The sequence below is a fragment of the Bauldia sp. genome (genome assembly GCF_965232525.1).
In the GTDB taxonomy this organism is placed as follows: domain Bacteria; phylum Pseudomonadota; class Alphaproteobacteria; order Rhizobiales; family Kaistiaceae; genus Bauldia.
In genome coordinates this window covers 1599733-1616400 of sequence record NZ_OZ246980.1, presented here as the reverse complement: position 1 = coordinate 1616400, position 16668 = coordinate 1599733, and the positions used below count along the sequence as shown (strand labels likewise).

General features: G+C 66.2%; 12 protein-coding genes. 3 read left to right on the top strand and 9 right to left on the bottom strand.

Translation table 11 applies throughout. The annotated features are described in order from the left end of the window. Positions 1–378: 378 nt before the first annotated feature. Entirely contained in the window at positions 379–1203 is an 825-nt protein-coding gene (locus ACO076_RS07725) for a DeoR/GlpR family DNA-binding transcription regulator (RefSeq protein ID WP_421726141.1), read from the bottom strand. Positions 1204–1497: 294 nt separating this feature from the next. On the opposite strand from ACO076_RS07725, the gene ACO076_RS07720 reads away from it, so the two are divergent. Further along, positions 1498–2769: an ADP-dependent glucokinase/phosphofructokinase gene (locus ACO076_RS07720; protein ID WP_421726140.1), complete on the top strand. Its 1272-nt coding sequence runs from the start codon at positions 1498–1500 to the stop codon at positions 2767–2769. A gap of 69 nt (positions 2770–2838) precedes the next feature. Then, positions 2839–3843, top strand: coding sequence for a hypothetical protein (locus ACO076_RS07715; RefSeq protein ID WP_421726139.1), 1005 nt, complete (start codon positions 2839–2841; stop codon positions 3841–3843). 33 nt (positions 3844–3876) lie between these two features. Here the strand turns inward: ACO076_RS07715 and ACO076_RS07710 are convergent, their stop codons facing one another. Further along, a complete protein-coding gene (locus tag ACO076_RS07710; protein ID WP_421726138.1) occupies positions 3877–5436 on the bottom strand; it encodes an FAD-dependent oxidoreductase in 1560 nt (519 codons plus the stop codon). Positions 5437–5632: 196 nt separating this feature from the next. Between ACO076_RS07710 and ACO076_RS07705 the strand changes: the two genes are divergently transcribed. Further along, positions 5633–8260, top strand: coding sequence for an AMP-binding protein (locus ACO076_RS07705; protein ID WP_421726137.1), 2628 nt, complete (start codon positions 5633–5635; stop codon positions 8258–8260). Positions 8261–8305: 45 nt separating this feature from the next. Here the strand turns inward: ACO076_RS07705 and ACO076_RS07700 are convergent, their stop codons facing one another. From ACO076_RS07700 to ACO076_RS07670, 7 genes are all read right to left on the bottom strand, one after another. After that, entirely contained in the window at positions 8306–9355 is a 1050-nt protein-coding gene (locus tag ACO076_RS07700; RefSeq protein ID WP_421726136.1) for a zinc-binding dehydrogenase, read from the bottom strand. After that, positions 9352–10398, bottom strand: a complete 1047-nt coding sequence (locus ACO076_RS07695) for a Gfo/Idh/MocA family oxidoreductase (protein WP_421726135.1) — start codon at positions 10396–10398, stop codon at positions 9352–9354. The genes ACO076_RS07700 and ACO076_RS07695 overlap by 4 nt, the downstream gene beginning before the upstream one ends. Then, the gene (locus tag ACO076_RS07690; RefSeq protein WP_421726134.1) at positions 10395–11897 is read right to left on the bottom strand and encodes an FGGY-family carbohydrate kinase; all 1503 of its coding nucleotides are present in this window, start codon (positions 11895–11897) and stop codon (positions 10395–10397) included. Before ACO076_RS07690 ends, ACO076_RS07695 begins: the two co-directional genes overlap by 4 nt. A 24-nt stretch (positions 11898–11921) precedes the next feature. Further along, complete coding sequence (locus tag ACO076_RS07685) at positions 11922–12995, bottom strand: ABC transporter permease (RefSeq protein ID WP_421726133.1); 1074 nt, start codon at positions 12993–12995, stop codon at positions 11922–11924. 22 nt (positions 12996–13017) lie between these two features. Continuing rightward, a complete protein-coding gene (locus ACO076_RS07680; RefSeq protein ID WP_421726132.1) occupies positions 13018–14508 on the bottom strand; it encodes a sugar ABC transporter ATP-binding protein in 1491 nt (496 codons plus the stop codon). Continuing rightward, positions 14505–15263: an SDR family NAD(P)-dependent oxidoreductase gene (locus ACO076_RS07675; RefSeq protein WP_421726131.1), complete on the bottom strand. Its 759-nt coding sequence runs from the start codon at positions 15261–15263 to the stop codon at positions 14505–14507. The genes ACO076_RS07680 and ACO076_RS07675 overlap by 4 nt, the downstream gene beginning before the upstream one ends. Before the next feature lie 83 nt (positions 15264–15346). Continuing rightward, the gene (locus tag ACO076_RS07670; protein ID WP_421726130.1) at positions 15347–16513 is read right to left on the bottom strand and encodes a sugar ABC transporter substrate-binding protein; all 1167 of its coding nucleotides are present in this window, start codon (positions 16511–16513) and stop codon (positions 15347–15349) included. Positions 16514–16668: the final 155 nt, after the last annotated feature.

Sequence of the window (16668 nt, the reverse complement as noted above, 5' to 3'; positions counted from 1 at the left end):
CCTCCCAGTTAGGCCCGCCTCCGCCTGGACGACGCGGACGCAGGCTCCTTCACTATCCAGACCAGCCCCGATCCGCCCCTCCCGCAGACCGCTGACTGTCAGCCCGCGTCAGCCTCCGACGGCCGGCCGAGCATCGACCCTACACGCGAGAAAACGCCTTATTCAAGCGAGAAAACGCAATGTTTTGCTGTTTTATCAGTGTATCAGAGACCCGTCAAGCAAGCCGGTCGCGCACGAAGTCGCATCTGGAAGCCAAAACGGAGGTGTCATTGCGGCCGGGACGGAGCCGCGAGTCGGCCGGCTGAGCAGCGCCCGCGCAGGGTGCCGCCCTTGAACGGCAACGGCGACGTAACGTGTTCTGATAGGATGCCCGGCGAGTCAGCCGGCGACGATGACCTCGACCTCGGCCTCGCCGAGCGCGACCATCAGGTCAGGAGGCGGCTCGGCATCGGTGACCAGCAGGTGGACGCGCTTCAGCGGCGCGATGTGGGCCAGAACCGTGGCGCCGAACTTGGCCGCATCGGCGAGCACGATGACCCGGCGCGCCGATTCCATCATCGCCGCGATCATCGTCGATTCCTCGAGCATGGTGGTTGAAAGCCCGGAGGCAGAGACGCCGCCGACGCCGATGATGGCGGTATCGGCGCTGATCGGACCGGCGTCCGCAAAGCCAACCGCGCCGATGGTGACCTGCAACTCCTGGCGGACGTGACCGCCGAGAAGATACACGCCCCGCGCGGTGTTCGGCAGCACCGCCGCGGGGACGCCGAGGTTATTGGTGACGATAGTCAGGTTGCGCAGGGCGCCCAATTCCCCGACGAACGCCCGGGTGGTCGATCCGCCGTTGATGATCAGGGTCTCGCCGTCAACGATCAGCGCGGCCGCGGCCTTGGCGATCCGCCCCTTCTCCGACGCCCGGGCATTGACGCGGATGGCGACCGGGGTGTCACGGTCCATGAACCCGTCGACGGGAACGGCGCCGCCGTGGGTTCGGGTGAGCAGGCCGCGGCTGGAGAGATAATCAAGGTCGCGACGGATGGTGTCGGTGGAGACCGCGAACTCGCTGGCGATCTCGGTCACAGTGATCGATCCCCGCGTCTTTGCCACCTTGAGAAGCTCGCTTCTCCGGCGCGCGGGGAGCGCAAAGTCGCTGTCTGCGCGACCGAGTTGCGTCGATAAGCGGGTTTTCTCTGCCGTAGGCATCCCAGACCCCGAGAGTTCCAAGCGACTCGGCCGCACGGTATCGCATTTCGCCGCCGATGCCAGCTTGACCTTGCTGTTTTACGCATCTAGTAAATGGCAATGAGGCTTATATTCGCATATAAATGCAAAAAAAAGCAATCCAGCGAGCGGTAAGGCGATGATATCCGGGAGGCGCTCAAGGCTTGGCGGGACGACCCGGTGCCGATGGCAAGGCGCCCGCAACGGCTCGCCATCCGGGTGGGCCGGACCGCGGCCGCTCAAACCAAGACGCGCCAGCCGGGCGGTCGACAAACCATGACAACGGCGCGCGCCTGGTCCGAAGCCTACACCGCGCTCATCGCGCGGCTGCCGGAACTCGCCAAGCGATCACGCCTGACCATTGGTGGCTTCAGCACCTGCGTCGACGTCTATCTGTCCTTCCACGAAACCGTCGGACCCTTAAGCGCCGCGGCCAACCAGAACCCGGACGCCGTGGCCCTGCTTGCCGAACTCGAGCGACGCGCGCTCAACGGGATCGGCGGCGAGTTGTTCGTCAATTGGCCGGGCGGCCCGAGATGGATCGACGATCATGTCACCGGTCGTCGCGCGATCGGCGGCACCAACGCTCAAGCCGCTTATATGCTTGCCGAACTGGGCGCCCGTTCCTTGATCGCACTCGAAGACCGCACCGCCGGCCAACTGACGGTGCTCCATCCCGATACGCTGGTGGCGAGCGACGACGGACTGGTGCCGATCTCGTCTCTGTCGCCCGCCGGTCGCGAGCGGTCGCCACACTATGTCTTCGAGTTCACGGCCGGCGAGACGATCGGCGAGCGCCGGGTGCCGCGCTCGTCGCGGACCATCGTTCGCTTCGATCACGATCCGCTGCAGCACGATGCCGCCTTCGTCCGCGCTTCGGTTCAAGCGGCGGCCCACGCCGGCGCAGGAGTCCTCTGCGGCTTCAACGAGATCGCGCCGGAGGACGCAGCGGCGGAGTTCGACTACGCCGCCGATACCGCGAGCGCCTGGCGCCGCGCCGGCCTCGAAATCGTTCACGTGGAACTCGGCGACTTCCACGGTCCCGAGCAACGGGATCAGACGCTCGAGCGGCTCATGCCGGTCGCGACGTCGCTGGGGATGAGCCTGTCGGAGCTCACCGATCTGACCCAGGCCGGTACATCGCCCGACGTGGCGGCCCAACATCTCGCCGAAGCGCATGCGCTGGAGCGGATCTGCATCCACGCCGACGACTGGGCCTTCACCGTGACCCGCGGCGATCCCGAGCGCGAACGCGAGGCGTTGATGATCGGTTGTCTGCTTGCCGCCGCGCGCGCCGCCGCGGGCTACTTCGCCGTTCCCGACCGACTGCCGGACGGCGCACGGTTTCGAACACCACCGCTGCCGCCCTCCCGGCAGCGCGACGGCTGGTCGATCGTGTGCTGTCCGGCCCCTTATCTGGAGAAGCCGGCCGCGACCATCGGGCTTGGCGACACGTTCCTCGCCGGCACGCTGCTCGTCCTCGGCGGATCGTCGAACGACGCGAGCGCGCAAGACCGGCCGCGAGCCGCATCGGCCCCGTCACCATGACCCATCGATCGTCGTCAACGCCCACCTCCGGGCGCGTTTCAATTCTCCAGCCTTTCACGAGGAGCACGCATGTTTCGCCTTGACACCAAGCTCGCCAAGATCCGCGCTGGCAACTACGCCAAGGGCGACTTCATCATCGCCGACGCCAAGGATGGCGACATGTCGAATCCGATTCCGGCGACCGGCCCGGTTCGGGATGCGGATGGCGCCTTCGTCCGTCATCGCACACGCGCGGAGTTTCTCGACGTCATTACCGAGATCGTTCGGCAGGACCAACTCGACATCATGCTGGTCTCGCCGTCGAACCTGGAACTGCTAACCGAGGCCGGCGCCTTCAAGGGCAGCGCGGTGAAGCCGGCGTTCAGGGCCAACGACACCTCCGACATCTGGGGTGCGCGGCCCAACGGCTACGGCAAACTCGGGCCGTCCAGGCCGTTCCGCACCCCGGTCCTCAAGGACATCGCCACGGCCGGCCTGTCGGACCTCGGCCTCTACTCGATCACCTTCGTCAACGACCTCGACGCCGATTTGCGCTCGCTCGAAGCGTTCAACGATTTCCGAGAGGACGCCGTCGCCAACGGCATCACCTACTTCCTCGAGGTGTTCAATCCCAACATCGATGCGGGCATTCCCAAGGAGGCGGTCGGCCAGTTCGTCAACGATAATCTGGCCCGCTGCCTTTCCGGGGTCCTGAAGGCCAAGCGGCCACAGTTCCTCAAATACCCGTACAACGGCCCGGCGGCACTGGAAGAACTGGTCGCCTACGATCCCCAGCTTGTTGTCGGCGTGCTCGGCGGTGGCGCCGGAACCCATCGCGATACCTTCGAACTCCTCTACCAGGCTGAGAAATACGGCGCGCGCGTCGCGCTGTTCGGCCGCAAGATCAATCTCGCCGAAAGCCAGGTCGACATCGTCGACCATATGCGTCGGGTCGCCGATGGCGAAATGATGCCGCTGGAAGCGGTCCGGTCCTATCAGGCCACCCTGAAGGTCAAGGGCATCGCGCCGATCCGCTCACTCGACGAGGACAGCGAGATCACCGAAGCCGTCCTCAGGGAAGCCGCCTCGGCGTAAACCAGAACCGGATCGACCGTGACCGCCGACGATCTAAGAGAAGCCCAGGCTGTGGAATCGATCCACGACGCCGGCGAACTCGCGTTGATGCGCTTCGAGCGACAGGTCCTCGCGGTCGATCGTGGTGCCACCGACGACACCGGCAGTGACGGGACCGTTGGCAGCGCGTTCCGAGATGTAGCGGAATCGGCCGTCGGCTTCGGGCACGACCGGTTCCTTCAAGATCGGAAGGAAGTACGAGAGACCCGAGTCTAGTGCCACGATGAAGCCGAAGCGCTTGGCGAAGCGGGGAATGAGCGCCGCCAGCAGCTGGTTACTGCGATCATGCAGTGCGCTCGCGCCACGCAACTCAGCCACCCGGGCGATGAGGGCGATGCCGTCGACATATCTGTTCCGGTCGCTGCCCGAGTCGAAAACCCGCACTCGGCCCCGACCCGCCATGTCCGGATCGGGCAGCGGCGCGTCGGTCTCGAGCCGTCCCTGAACGCGCCGAAGAACATCGTAGAACGGCTCCAGGCGCGCGCGAACCGGCGCCTCGAAACCGTGCTGGAAACGAATGTTGACCAGATCGTCCGGCGCTGCCCCATCGGGCGAAAAGGTCGCCAGCACGTCTTCGATCCCGACCGCCAGGAACGCCGACACCGCTGCGCGGGCGGCGTCGACCTGGTCGGCCATCACGTGGAGATCGTGCTCGACATCCAACAGCCCGCGGGGCTGATTCTGCAGACGGATCAGATGACCGAGCATGGGTTTCAATCCCGGGTCATCTACCAGATCCCGCGCGGCGAGCCCGGCACATTCGACGACCACGGGGGTCTTCAGCTCGTCGAGATCGTGCACGCGAACACCGCGCAGGATGCGGACACCGCGGCGGGTCACGACGGCGAGCAGATGCCGCATGAGGAGCGCCACGTCCATGAAGAAGATACGGTGCACGTGGGTGTTGTGCCGTACGTCACCGATGCGCATGCGCGCCGGCAAGCCATGCGGGACGTAGCCGAGACCGGCAAGGTTGGGCATCGGGTCGCGCTCGGACGAAAACAGCGACAGAAGCTCGATGTCGAACGCCTCGAACTCCGGCGCGGGCGGCTCGCCGAGCACGATCTGTTGATAGAACGTGTAGGAATCGACGAGGAGCTGCAGGTCCGGCTCAGCGCCGATCGAAAATGGCTCGAACAAGCCGCCGGCATTGTGACTGGTGAGATCGTCGAGGCGCTCGGCGACGATCGTCAAGGCGCCAATGCTGCCGGGATGCTGCGCGCGGTGTTCGGCAAGGGCAAAGGCGGCGAAAAGCCCCATCACCCCGCCGCCGAGGATGGTCACGTCGCGGGACTCGGCGCCGCGCCTCTCGAAATGCCGGAGCACCAGGTCGCGAATCCGCTGTCCACATCCCGGTGCCAATGTCCAACCGGTGCCCCCGTGACCGTAGCAGTGGATCAGGCAGCGGCCATCGGGGCGCTGCTCGGCGTCGAGGCGCAGGCCGCCTTCGCGGTACGGCCGCCGACAGACGATTTCGCGATGGGCATGCGGTGGATCGTCCGAAGGGGAAAGGGCGAGTTGCAGGAGTTCAATCTCGAGCGCGGATGAGTCCACCGATCCATTGCCTCCCGTGGCCACGAAACCTCAGAAGCGGTGAGCATAGGCGAGCCGGGAATCGCGGTCGAGCGACCTGGGACAGGCGGCCAGTCGAAATATCCGCCGGGTATCTTGGCGCGTGGCCCCTTTTGCGCTGTGATCCGGTTGGCGGTCGCTTCGAAGGCGGCCGCTTGTGACGATGAGGGCAGCGGAAATGGACCAAGACACAACGACACCGTGGTCGCCGAAAGACGCGCTGTTGACCTTGGAGCAACTCGACGATCGCCCCGCCATCCTTGCGATGAAGGGCGGTGAGGCGGTGCCGGTGTCAGGGACGGAGCTCCGTCAGTCCGTCTTCGGTGCGGCGGCGGTCCTGAAGGAGAACGGTGTCGGGCCAGGCTCCGTCGTCGCCATCTGGGCGCCAAATTCGCCCGAGTGGATTGCCGCAGCCCTCGCCTGCCATTTGCTCGGAGCGATTCTGGCGCCGATCGACGCGCTGGTGCCCGCAGACGAGGCGGCAGATCAGATCATCGCCAGCGGCGCGTCAGTCGCTTTGCTCGACGGCGACCCACCAGGCGCGCTGGGCGAGCGGATGACCTGCCTCGACCTTCGGCAGATACCCAGACACGAGACCGGTCCTCCGTTCGACGACCTCGATACCGATCATCCGGTCGCTCAGTTCCGCACCTCGGGCACCACGGGGCAGGCCAAGGTCTTCCGTCTCAACATCGGCAACATCGCCTCGAACGTTCAGGCGATCGCCGACACGGGGCTGGTCTCCACCGACGATCGCGTCCTGATGCCGCTCCCGTTGCACCACGTCTTCCCCTGGATCACCGCGACACTCACCTGCCTGACCGTCGGCGCGCCGATGATCCTGCCGGAAAGCGCCACCGGCCCCCATATCGCGGAAGCCTTGCGAACCGGCCGGGCGACGATCATCGTCGGCGTGCCGCGGCTCTATGAGGCGATGCTTACCGGCATCCGCGGTCGGATCGCGTCGCGCGGCCGCCCCGCCACCTTGATCTTCGACGCCGGAACCGGACTGGCCAAGGGACTGCGAAGCATCGGCCTCGGTGGCGTCGCCACCGCGGTGACGGCGCCCTTCCGGCGGGCGATCGCACCCGACCTTCGGCTGCTGGTGTCCGGCGGCGCGCACCTGCCACTGGAGATCGAGCAGGCCCTCGAAGCGATCGGCTGGGACGTGCGGGTCGGCTACGGTCTGGCGGAGACCGCCGCGTCGGTGACCGCGCCGTCGGCGGCCAAGCGCATGGGCTCGGTTGGCCTGGCCCTGTCGGGAACCACGATTCGGATCGACCGACCGGGCGACGATGGGACCGGCGAGATTCTCATCAGCGGCCCGACCGTCTTCTCCGGCTACATCGACAACCCGGACGCCGACGCCGAGGCCTTCACCGACGACCGCTACTTCCGGACCGGCGACCTCGGCCGCCTCGATGATGACGGCTTTGTCTACATCACCGGCCGCAAGAAGGAGGTCATCGTCCTGCCGGGCGGCGACAATCTCTATCCCGAGGAGGTCGAGAAAGCCTATCTCGACGATCCGCAAATCGGGGAGATCGGGGTGATGGACCGCGACGGCGCGCTGGTCGCGCTGATCGTGCCGGACCTCGCCGAGACGGCCAAGGCCGGCTGGATGAACGCCGAGGACGCGATCCGTGTCTCGCTCGGCAGCACCGCCAAGCGCCTGCCCTCCACGTGGCGGCTCGCCGGTTTCGCCCTGACTCGCGAGCCATTGCCGCGCACGCGCCTCGGCAAGCTGAAGCGATTCGAACTGCCGGAGCTTTACGATCGGGCCAAATCCGAGGGCTCCGGGCATACCGCGCGGCCGCTAAGCGCGGAAGACCGGCAGTGGATCGAAACACCGCCGCGCGATGCCGTCTGGGCGATCCTCGAAGGGCTTGACGACGCCCGGCCGTTCGATCTCGACAGCCACCTCCAACTCGATCTCGGGCTCGACTCCTTTGCCTGGATGACGCTCGGCGTGGCAATCGACGAGGCGACCGGAGTCCGGCTCGATGAGGCCGATGTCGCGGCTATCGCCACGGTGCGCAACCTGCTCGCCCGGGTCAGCGACAAGGCCGCCGGCGCCGGAAACGAGGGACCCGCCATGGCGGAGACTCTCGCCGCCGAGCGGGCGCGCTGGCTCACGCCGCGAACAGCCGCCGAGCGTGCCCTCGGCAAGGTGGTCGAGCTCGGCAACAGCGCCGTCATGCGCCTGTTCTTCCGCCTGCGGGTGCACGGAGCGGAGACGCTGCCCGAAGACGGGCCGGTGATCATCTGCCCCAATCACGTCAGCGATATCGATGCTTTCGCGGTGGCGGCCGCTCTACCTTCTAAGCTGCGGCGGCGGGTCGTCTGGGCGGCAACCCACGAGCGCCTTTTTAGCACTCGGTTCCGGCGTGCCTTCTCCCGGGCCGTACGGGGATTTCCGGTCAACGAGACGATGCCCAACATCGCGATCGAACTCGCGGTCGACAGCCTTGCGAACGACGGTGTCCAGGTCTGGTTTCCGGAGGGGTGGCGCTCCCCCGACGGCCGGCTTCTGCCCTTCCATCCCGGCATCGGCCTGATCGTAGAGCGCTCCGGGGCACCGGTGGTTCCCACCTTCATATCAGGCAGCGAGGAGGCATTGCCACGCGAGCGCGCCCTGCCCCGCCCCGTCCCGGTGACGGTCACTTTCGGCCCGCCGATCCCGGCGGAAACGCTAATCGCCAAAGCCGCGGACGATGCCAACAGCGCTCAGGCCATCGCCGATTCCCTCCGCACCACCATCGCTGACATCGCTAAGACGGACGGAGTGCAAACTCGAGACTCCTGAGATACCGGAGGGAGGCCGGCCCCGGCCAGCGCATGGGGGCCGACGTCAGGGGGTGATGCTGATCTTGAGATGATCGTGGGGGTCGCTGGTGAAGGCGGAGACCGTTTCTTCGAGCGGCAGCGACAGGGTGAGCAGCGGGGAGAGGGTCATGCGCCCACCGGTGATGATCTCCATCGCGATCCGGCAATCGCGGGTGCTACAGGCGGTCGTGCCGCTCACCGTCAATTCGCGATAGTGGATGAGGTTGGTTTCCAGTTCCGTGCTCGGCTGCGCCTTCGGCAGCCCGGCGAAGAAGCTGACGCGACCGCCGACCGCCGCCTGGCGTAGGGCTTCCGCTTGCGCCGCGTGTGATGGCGCCGCAACGATGACAACATCGGCGCCGCGCCCGGCCGTCTCCGCCATCAGACGTTCCGCGAGGTCGTCGCGGCGGACGTTAAGCGCCACGTCGGCACCGATCTCCCGCGCGATCGCCACGCGACGATCCCAGCGATCGGCGAGGATCACCTTGGCCGCGCCCTTGAGGCGAGCGAGCGCCACATGCAGCAGCCCGATCGGCCCGCCACCGACAACGAGCACCGTGTCGCGCGGACCGATCGCCAGCGGTTCCTGTCCCCGCACGACCGTCGCCAGCGGCTCGACCAGCACCCCCAACGCCGGATCGACCACGTCATCGAGCGCCATGATGTTGCCTTGTGCCACAGCCAGCGCCGGCACCAGCACATAGTCGGAGAAGCCGCCGTTCATGGTGATGCCGATCGCCTGGAATTGGCTGCACCGGTTGTTGTTACCGGAGAGGCATTCCATGCACTTGCCACAGCCGAAGTTCGGCGCGACGACCACCGGGCCGTCCGGCACCTCGGTGCCGGTCTCGTTGGCGACGACCTCGCCGACGATCTCGTGCCCAGGCACCCCCCTGGCACCGTCGGGGTAGTAGCGGTGGCCGCCGGCGAATATCCGCCGGTCGGTGCCGCACACGCCGCAGGCAAGCACGCGCACCAGAGCCTCGCCGGCCGCCGGTTTCGGCTGATCGATCGTCTCGATCCGCAGGTCCTGTGGACCGTGATAGACCGCCGCCCGCATGGTCGATACCGTCACATGACCTCCGCAATGGTCACCGACCGATCCTCCGCGATTGACCGCCGTCCGGCGAGCACCAGGGCCACCGCCCATCGGCCGTCCGCGCCGGAGGGCTCCGGATCGCGGCCCTCGCGGATGCAGTCAACGAAATGGCGCATCTCCTCGATGTATCCCCAGGCAAAGCGCTGCGGCCAGGTCCGGTAGATCGGCGTCCTCAGGCCGCCGTCACGATCGGTGCAGGCGACGATCGCCTGACCGCGCATGTCGCCGATCTGCATGATGCCCTTCTCGCCGACGATCTCGACCCGGGCGTCATAGCCATAGTCGCAGGGGCAGATGCCCGACACGCTGCCGAGCCCGCCATTGTCGAACCGCAACTGGGTCAGTACCGTGTCGTAGAAATCCGGATCGTCGACACCGCGGGCCTTGCCCTTGAAGTTCGCGGTCTCGCTCATGACCCGGATCGGGTCCGATCCCATCAGCCAGCGGACGCAATCGAGGTCGTGGCTGTTGACCTCGGCGAGCATGCCGTTGGACTTCGCCAGATCGCGCGCCCATGGCGGCGGCAGGCCGGGACCATGGGTGAGCGACTTGACCACCATCGGCTGGCCGATCTCCCCGCCTTCGATACGCTCGAAGGCGGCGCGGAACTCCGGATCGAACCGCCGCATGAAGCCGATCTGCAGCCGGACCCCGGCCTCTTCACAGGCGGCGATGATCGCGTCGCATTCGGCCAGCGACAGGGCCATGGGCTTTTCGAGAAAGACGTGCTTGCCGCCCTTCGCCGCCTGAACAGCCAACTCGGCGTGGGTGAAAGTCGGCGTGGTGATGACCACCGCGTCGAAGCCACCGTCTTCGAGGGCGTCGGCGATCGTCGCGTAGCCGTGTCCGGGGGCGAAGTCGGCTTCCGCCGCCTGACGGACACCCTCGTCGGCGTCGACAACGGCGGTGATCGCGGCGCCACTGAGATGTCGCGTCAGCGTGGCGGCGTGGACGCGGCCGGCGCGACCACCCCCTACCAGGCAGAAGCGAACAAGATCGGGACCGGTGGACGTGGTCATAGTGGGTCGAGCGCCTTCTGTGTGGTCTGATAGCGGGCGATGAGTGGCTGATACCGGCTGCTTTGCGACCCGGGGCGCGTCAGCGCGTCGCGCGGCCGAGACGCCCGGGCGGCCGTGGCTGCCAGATCGTCAACGACGCCAACGCCGTGGCCAGCCACCAGTGCGACGCCGAGGGTGCCGATATCGCTGCGGGCGAGACGGCGGTAGGGGACCGCGAGGACATGCGCCTTGATCTGGTTCCAGACGTCGCTTCGGGCACCGCCGCCGACGACCCGAGCCTCGACCCGTTTCTGGTCTGGAACGAGCCGCTCGAGAATCTCGAGATAGCCGGCGTATTCGTAGGCGATGCTTTCCAGTGCCGCGCGCAGGAAATGGGCGCGCTTGTGCCCCCACGAGAAACCGACCCAGGCACCGCGTCGGCCGGGATCGGCGGGGCAGACCCGGCCGCCGAGATGCGGCGAAAACGTCAGCCCGTCAGCGCCTGGTTCGATCTCACCGGCCTCCTCGACCAGAGCGGGGAGGTCGGCTGGCGCACCGTCATCGGTAGCGAACAGTTCGGCAAACCAGTCGAGCGCCAGTCCTCCACCACCGACGAAGGCGAGCGGATGCCAAAGGCCGGGTACCGCCGAACGCATGGTCAGAAGCGTCTGCTCCGCCTCATCGGCAACGAAGGTGTCGGTGCACCCGGCGAGCACCGACGCTGTGCCGGCGACGTCCAGGATCATCCCCGGCGAGACGATGCCGGCACCGAGCGCCGCGGCGGCAGTGTCACCGGTCCCGGCGACCACGGGGATGCCCTCGGGCAACCCGAACATGGCGCTGAGGCCGCCACGGGTTTCGCCGATGATCTGCCAGGGCTCGACGACCTTGGGAAGCTTCTCGCGATCGATACCGAGTCGATCGCACAACTCCGGCGACCAATCGCCCGATTGCGCATCGCTGCAGCCGGAGAAATGGAGGAAGGTGAAGTCCATAAAGGCTTGGTCGCCGCTGAGCCCCACCAGCGTCCCGGCGACGAAGGCCGACGGCGTGACGAAGCGGGCGATCCGCGCGTAGGCGTCGGGGCGTTCATGCGCCCACCACAACATCTTGGCGGCGTGGGCGCAGGTCGGCGGGCAGCCGGTCAACCGGGTGATCACGTCGCCATGGTCGCGCGCCAGCATCTCGATGTATGGCTGGCAGCGCATGTCGAGCCACGAGTCGTAGCGGGTGGCCGGCCGGAAATCCTCATCGACCGAACCGATACCGGCCATCTGACTGTCGAAGCCGATGGCGGCAATCGTTCCAGGATCAATGCCGCTGCCCTCTACAACGCTGCGGACGGTTTCGGCAGCGGTGCGGACGAATTCATGCTGATCCTGCTCGACCTGGCCCGGCTCCGGATAGGTTATCTCCAACGCCGCGCTGGCATCGGCCACCGCTTCGCCGTCGGCGGTGTAAAGCGCCGCTTTGGTGGCGCTGGTGCCGAGGTCGACGCCGATGAGATAGCTTGCCGGCACGATCTGGTGTTCCCTTCGCGAGCGTTAGCGCGTCTTCATCCGATTGCGGCGCCATTGGTCGAGGACCACCACCAGGATGATCACCACGCCCTGAACGACCCGCTGCCAGAACGGACTGACGTCGAGCAGGTTAAGACCGTTGTTCAGGACACCGATGATCAGCGCGCCGATCACCGAACCCAACACGCCGCCCTCGCCACCGAACAAGTTGGTGCCGCCGATCACCACAGAGGCGATCGACTGCAGCTCGCCGCCTTCGCCGAGCAGCGCGTTCGCCGAACTCAACCGGCCGGTCATGATCAGCCCGGCGATGCCGGCGCACAGCCCGGAAATCGCATAGACCATGATCTTGACCCGCCCGATACTGATGCCGGAGATGCGGGCGGCTTCGCGATTGCCGCCGACTGCATAGACGCTACGGCCAAAGCTAGTGTAGCGCAGCACCCACCAGGCGACCGCCGCCATGATCAGGGCGATCAGCGCCGATACCGGGAAGCCGAGCACGCTGCCGGTACCGATCCAGATCAGGAAATCGGGAAGCGAGGATAAGCCCCCTTCGGCCCGGAACGAGGGGATCGGAAAACCGCCGGTGGTCAGGAGTGCGAGACCGCGCAGGAGCGTCATCGCACCGAGCGTGGCAATGAAATCGGGGATGCCGAACCGGGCGATGATCAAGCCGTTGAACGCCCCGGCGATCACGCCGACCGCCAGTCCGATCACGATAGCCAGAACCGGATTGAACGGGCCGTAGGCGATACCGAAAACCTCGCCCGGCTGGGTCATCAACACAGCGGCAACGCAGGCCGCCAGGGCCGCGATCGCCGCGACCGACAAGTCGATACCTCCGGTCAGAATGACGAAGGTCTGGCCAATCGCCAGCATCGCGACAAAGGCGGATTGCCTGAGGATGTTGAAGATGTTGTCGACCGTCAGGAAGAACGGGCTCACCAGCGACAAGGCCGCCACCAGTACGGCAAGCGCGATCAGCGGACCGCCGCGCAGCAGGATTTGGCGAACGAGATCGCCCCGACTTGCCGTCGCTTCGAACCGACGCTCCCCGTCCGGCGTGGCAGCATCCTCTGTCGGTCGATCGGTCATTGTCGGCGATTTTCCTGTGTCGTCAGCTGGCAAGGCGCAACAGGGCCTCCTGGCTGATCTCGTCGTCGGTCAGCGCGGCAACGATCCGTCCCGCCCGCATGATGAGCACGCGGTCCGCCATGCCCTCGAGTTCGGCGGGCTCCGACGAGATCATCAGGATCGCCGCGCCCTCTTCCGCGAGCCTGGTCATCAGGGCGAAGACATCCGCCTTTGCGCCGACATCGATGCCGCGCGTCGGCTCGTCGAAGATCAGAATACCCGATTGGCTCGACATCCAGCGTGCCAGCACGATCTTCTGCTGGTTCCCGCCGCTGAAGTACATCACCTCGCGCGTCGGCAACGGCGGCTCGATGCTGAGATCGGTGATGTAGCGAAGGGCCTCGCTGCGCTCGCGCTTGCCTTCCAGTACGGACCAGACCGGTCGGGTAGCAAGCCAGGCCAACGATATGTTGGGCCCGACCGCGAACAACGGAACGAGGCTCTGGCGCCGGTCTCGGGAGATCAACCCCATGCCCAAAGCGATCGCGTCCGCCGGGCTGGCGATCGTCACCGGCTTACCGTCGATTGCGACAACCCCGGAGTCGGTGGCGCTAAGCCCGAACAGGACGCGGGCGAGATCCGCCTGACCGGCGCCCATCAGACCGTAGACACCGAGGATCTCGCCCTTATGGAGGCTGAACGATATGTCGTGCAGGCGCGGTTCCGCGGTGAGCCCGTTGACCTCTAGCGATGGCTGCCCGTGCTGGGTCGTCGATTTCGGAAACTGGTCCGACAGGTCGTGCCCCACCATCATGCGAACGATGGTGGATCGATCGGCTGCGCTGGCCGGGATCGTGTCGACGACCTGACCGTCGCGCAGAACGGTCACGCGATCGCCGATCTCCTGCACTTCGCTCAGATGGTGGGAGATGTAGACGATGCCGACGCCGCGTTGGCGCAGCGTGCGCACGACCTCGAACAGTCGGTGCTTCTCAGAGTCAGACAGGGCGGATGTCGGCTCATCCAGGAGCAGGATCGATGGCTCGCCATTGAGGACGCGCGCGATCTCGACCAGCTGCTGTTCGGCGACTTCGAGGTCGCGAACCGCACGGGAGGGATCGATGACCACACCGAGCGCTTCGAGGCTCTCCGCGGCTCGGCGATTGGCTTCGCGCCAATCGATCCTGCCAAGCGGCGTCTTCGGCATGGCGTTGAGGAACAGGTTTTCCGACACGCTGAGCGCCGGGACCAGGCACAATTCCTGATGGACGTGGCCGATTCCGAGTTCATGCGCCGTCTCCGGCGTCAGGCCGGGCACCGTCGTGTCGCCGATGGTGATCGTGCCGCTGTCCGGCTGGTAGATGCCGGAGAGAATCTTGACGAGTGTCGACTTTCCTGCCCCGTTCTCGCCGAGCAGGACGTGCACTTCGCCTGGGTTGAGGGTGAAGCTGATATCGCGCAGCGCCTTGACGCCCGGAAAGCTCTTGACGATGGAGTCGAGTTTCAGGAGCGGGGCTGCGGCGGTGCCCGTCATTGCGCGGTGTAGCCGCCGTCGACGCTGAGGACCGCGCCAGTGGCGTAGGCGGCCTCGTCGCTCGCGAAGTAGAGGATCGCCGACGCGATTTCGTCCGAAGTGCCGAGGCGGTCGAGCGGACGGCAGGACTCCAGCTCCCGTCGCCGCGCCTGCGGATCGGGGGCCGTGGCGAGCGCGGCGTCGACCAGCGGGGTGGCCGTCGTCCCCGGACAGACACAGTTGACCCGAACGCCACGCGCCGCGAAGTCGACGGCGCAACTACGGGTCAAGGCGATCATCCCGGCCTTCGAAACGTTGTAGGCGACCTGATTGGGTATCCCGACCAATCCGGCTTCGGACGAGACGTTGACGACGGCGCCGCCGGTCTTTTCAAGGTGCGGAACCGCGTACTTGATGCCGAGGAAGGCGCCGGTCAGGTTGACCGCCTGAACGCGATCCCAGTCGGCCAGCGACGTGCCTTCAGCATCGCCGAGCCTATGAACGCCGGCGTTGTTGACCAGAACATCGAGCCGGCCGAACGAGTCGACCGCCGTATCGACCAGTCGCTCGACGTCCGCTTCGTTGGCGACGTCACATTGGACGATGTGCAACGCTCCGCCAGCCGCCGTCACGTGATCGCGGAGCGGTTCGGCGGCACCAGGGTTGCGGCAGCCGACCGTCACCCAGGCTCCACGTTTCGCGAACTGATGCGCAGCGGCGGCTCCGATGCCGAGGGAGCCGCCGGTAACGATCACCGATTTGTCCTGGAAACCCATTGGGATGCAGTCGGATCCGACAATCAGGCGCTCAGTGTGGCAAGGCCGCCGCGGATGTCGAGCGGCGGCCTCACGTCGCGCCGTTATTGAGCCATCTGGCAGTCGGCTCGGATCGTGGCCCAGTCGATCTCGGGCAGCGCCGGGTCGGGATAGAATTCCCGGGCATTGTCGGCATAGGCGATCCGCGGCCGGATATCGAAAGTGGCCGGGATGTCCAGCCCGCACGCGGTCTGCACGCCGAACGCGGTGCCGTACCATCCCCAGTCGGCGAAGCCGTGCGTCGTCTCGGCGATGAGCCGCCCCTCGGCGATGCGCTCGACCGACTCAGGCGTCACGTCGTTAGTGAAAACAGCGACGTTGGTGTTGCCGAGCGATGGACCATTCTCCGCAGTCTCCAGCCGATCCGCCGCCTGCAACGCCAGCATCGCGCCGAGACCCATCTCGTTGGACGCAGCCCAGATGAAGTCTAGACCCTCCGGGTTCGACTGCATGAAGTCCTCGGTGCACTTGGTGCCCAACTCGCGGTTCCAGTCCGCCGCGCAGGTGGCGCCGACGATGTTGATGTTGGGATAATCGGCCATGACTTCATTGAAGCCATTAAGGCGGGCGGTGGAGAAGAACCCGCCGGCGATGCCCTCGATAATCGCACCGGTGGCGGAGATTTTTGCCTTCTGTTCGTCGGTAAGACCGCCGTAAAGGTCTTCCCAGAAAGCAAGGTCGAGGAACTGGCCGTCCTCGATGTCGACTTTCTCGCCCTCGCCGAGAACCCCCGGACCGCCGAAATAGTCGAGGATCGCATAGGCGGTCACCTTGGCGCCCTGCACGTTGTCGAAACCGATATAGGACACGACATCGACATCCGGGATTGGCTCCAGCAGATTGACGACGATGACCGGAATGCCGCGCTCGGCGGCTTGCCTCAGCGCCGGGCGAACGATCTCGACTTCGGTTGGCGAGATGGCGATGACGTCGACCTGCCGGCTGATCAGGTCCTCGACGATGCCGACCTGGTCGGCAAACGCCGTATGCGTCGCCGGCGAGCGGGTGATGACTTCGACGTTGAACCCGTTCTTGTTCGCTTCGGCGGCCGACGCTTCGAAAAAGCTGGTCGCGGTGGCGAACACGCCGGTCACATCCGGCGGCACCCAGCCGATCGTTACGTCGACGGCATCCTCGGCTTGTGCCGAAGCGATCGTGCCCAGGGCACAGATTCCTGCCGTGGCGAGCAGACCTATTTTCCTGCGGGTCATGGTGTTCCTCCCTATCGTAGTTGATCCACCGGTGGGTACGCGCGAACCGGGTGGTCATTGCAGCCATTCGGACGCACGGTCTCCCCGATGCCGTTCCGGTCGTCATAGTGGCTTTTCTGTAACTTAACTACGTATACATGTGGTGTCAATTGCGA

Bases quoted from the DNA above. Each gene is read 5' to 3' on its own strand.
- ACO076_RS07725 (WP_421726141.1), bottom strand. From the start codon at position 1,203: ATGCCTACGGCAGAGAAAACCCGCTTATCGACGCAACTCGGTCGCGCA.
- ACO076_RS07720 (WP_421726140.1), top strand. From the start codon at position 1,498: ATGACAACGGCGCGCGCCTGGTCCGAAGCCTACACCGCGCTCATCGCG.
- ACO076_RS07715 (WP_421726139.1), top strand. From the start codon at position 2,839: ATGTTTCGCCTTGACACCAAGCTCGCCAAGATCCGCGCTGGCAACTAC.
- ACO076_RS07705 (WP_421726137.1), top strand. From the start codon at position 5,633: ATGGACCAAGACACAACGACACCGTGGTCGCCGAAAGACGCGCTGTTG.
- ACO076_RS07695 (WP_421726135.1), bottom strand. From the start codon at position 10,398: ATGACCACGTCCACCGGTCCCGATCTTGTTCGCTTCTGCCTGGTAGGG.
- ACO076_RS07685 (WP_421726133.1), bottom strand. From the start codon at position 12,995: ATGACCGATCGACCGACAGAGGATGCTGCCACGCCGGACGGGGAGCGT.
- ACO076_RS07680 (WP_421726132.1), bottom strand. From the start codon at position 14,508: ATGACGGGCACCGCCGCAGCCCCGCTCCTGAAACTCGACTCCATCGTC.
- ACO076_RS07675 (WP_421726131.1), bottom strand. From the start codon at position 15,263: ATGGGTTTCCAGGACAAATCGGTGATCGTTACCGGCGGCTCCCTCGGC.
- ACO076_RS07670 (WP_421726130.1), bottom strand. From the start codon at position 16,513: ATGACCCGCAGGAAAATAGGTCTGCTCGCCACGGCAGGAATCTGTGCC.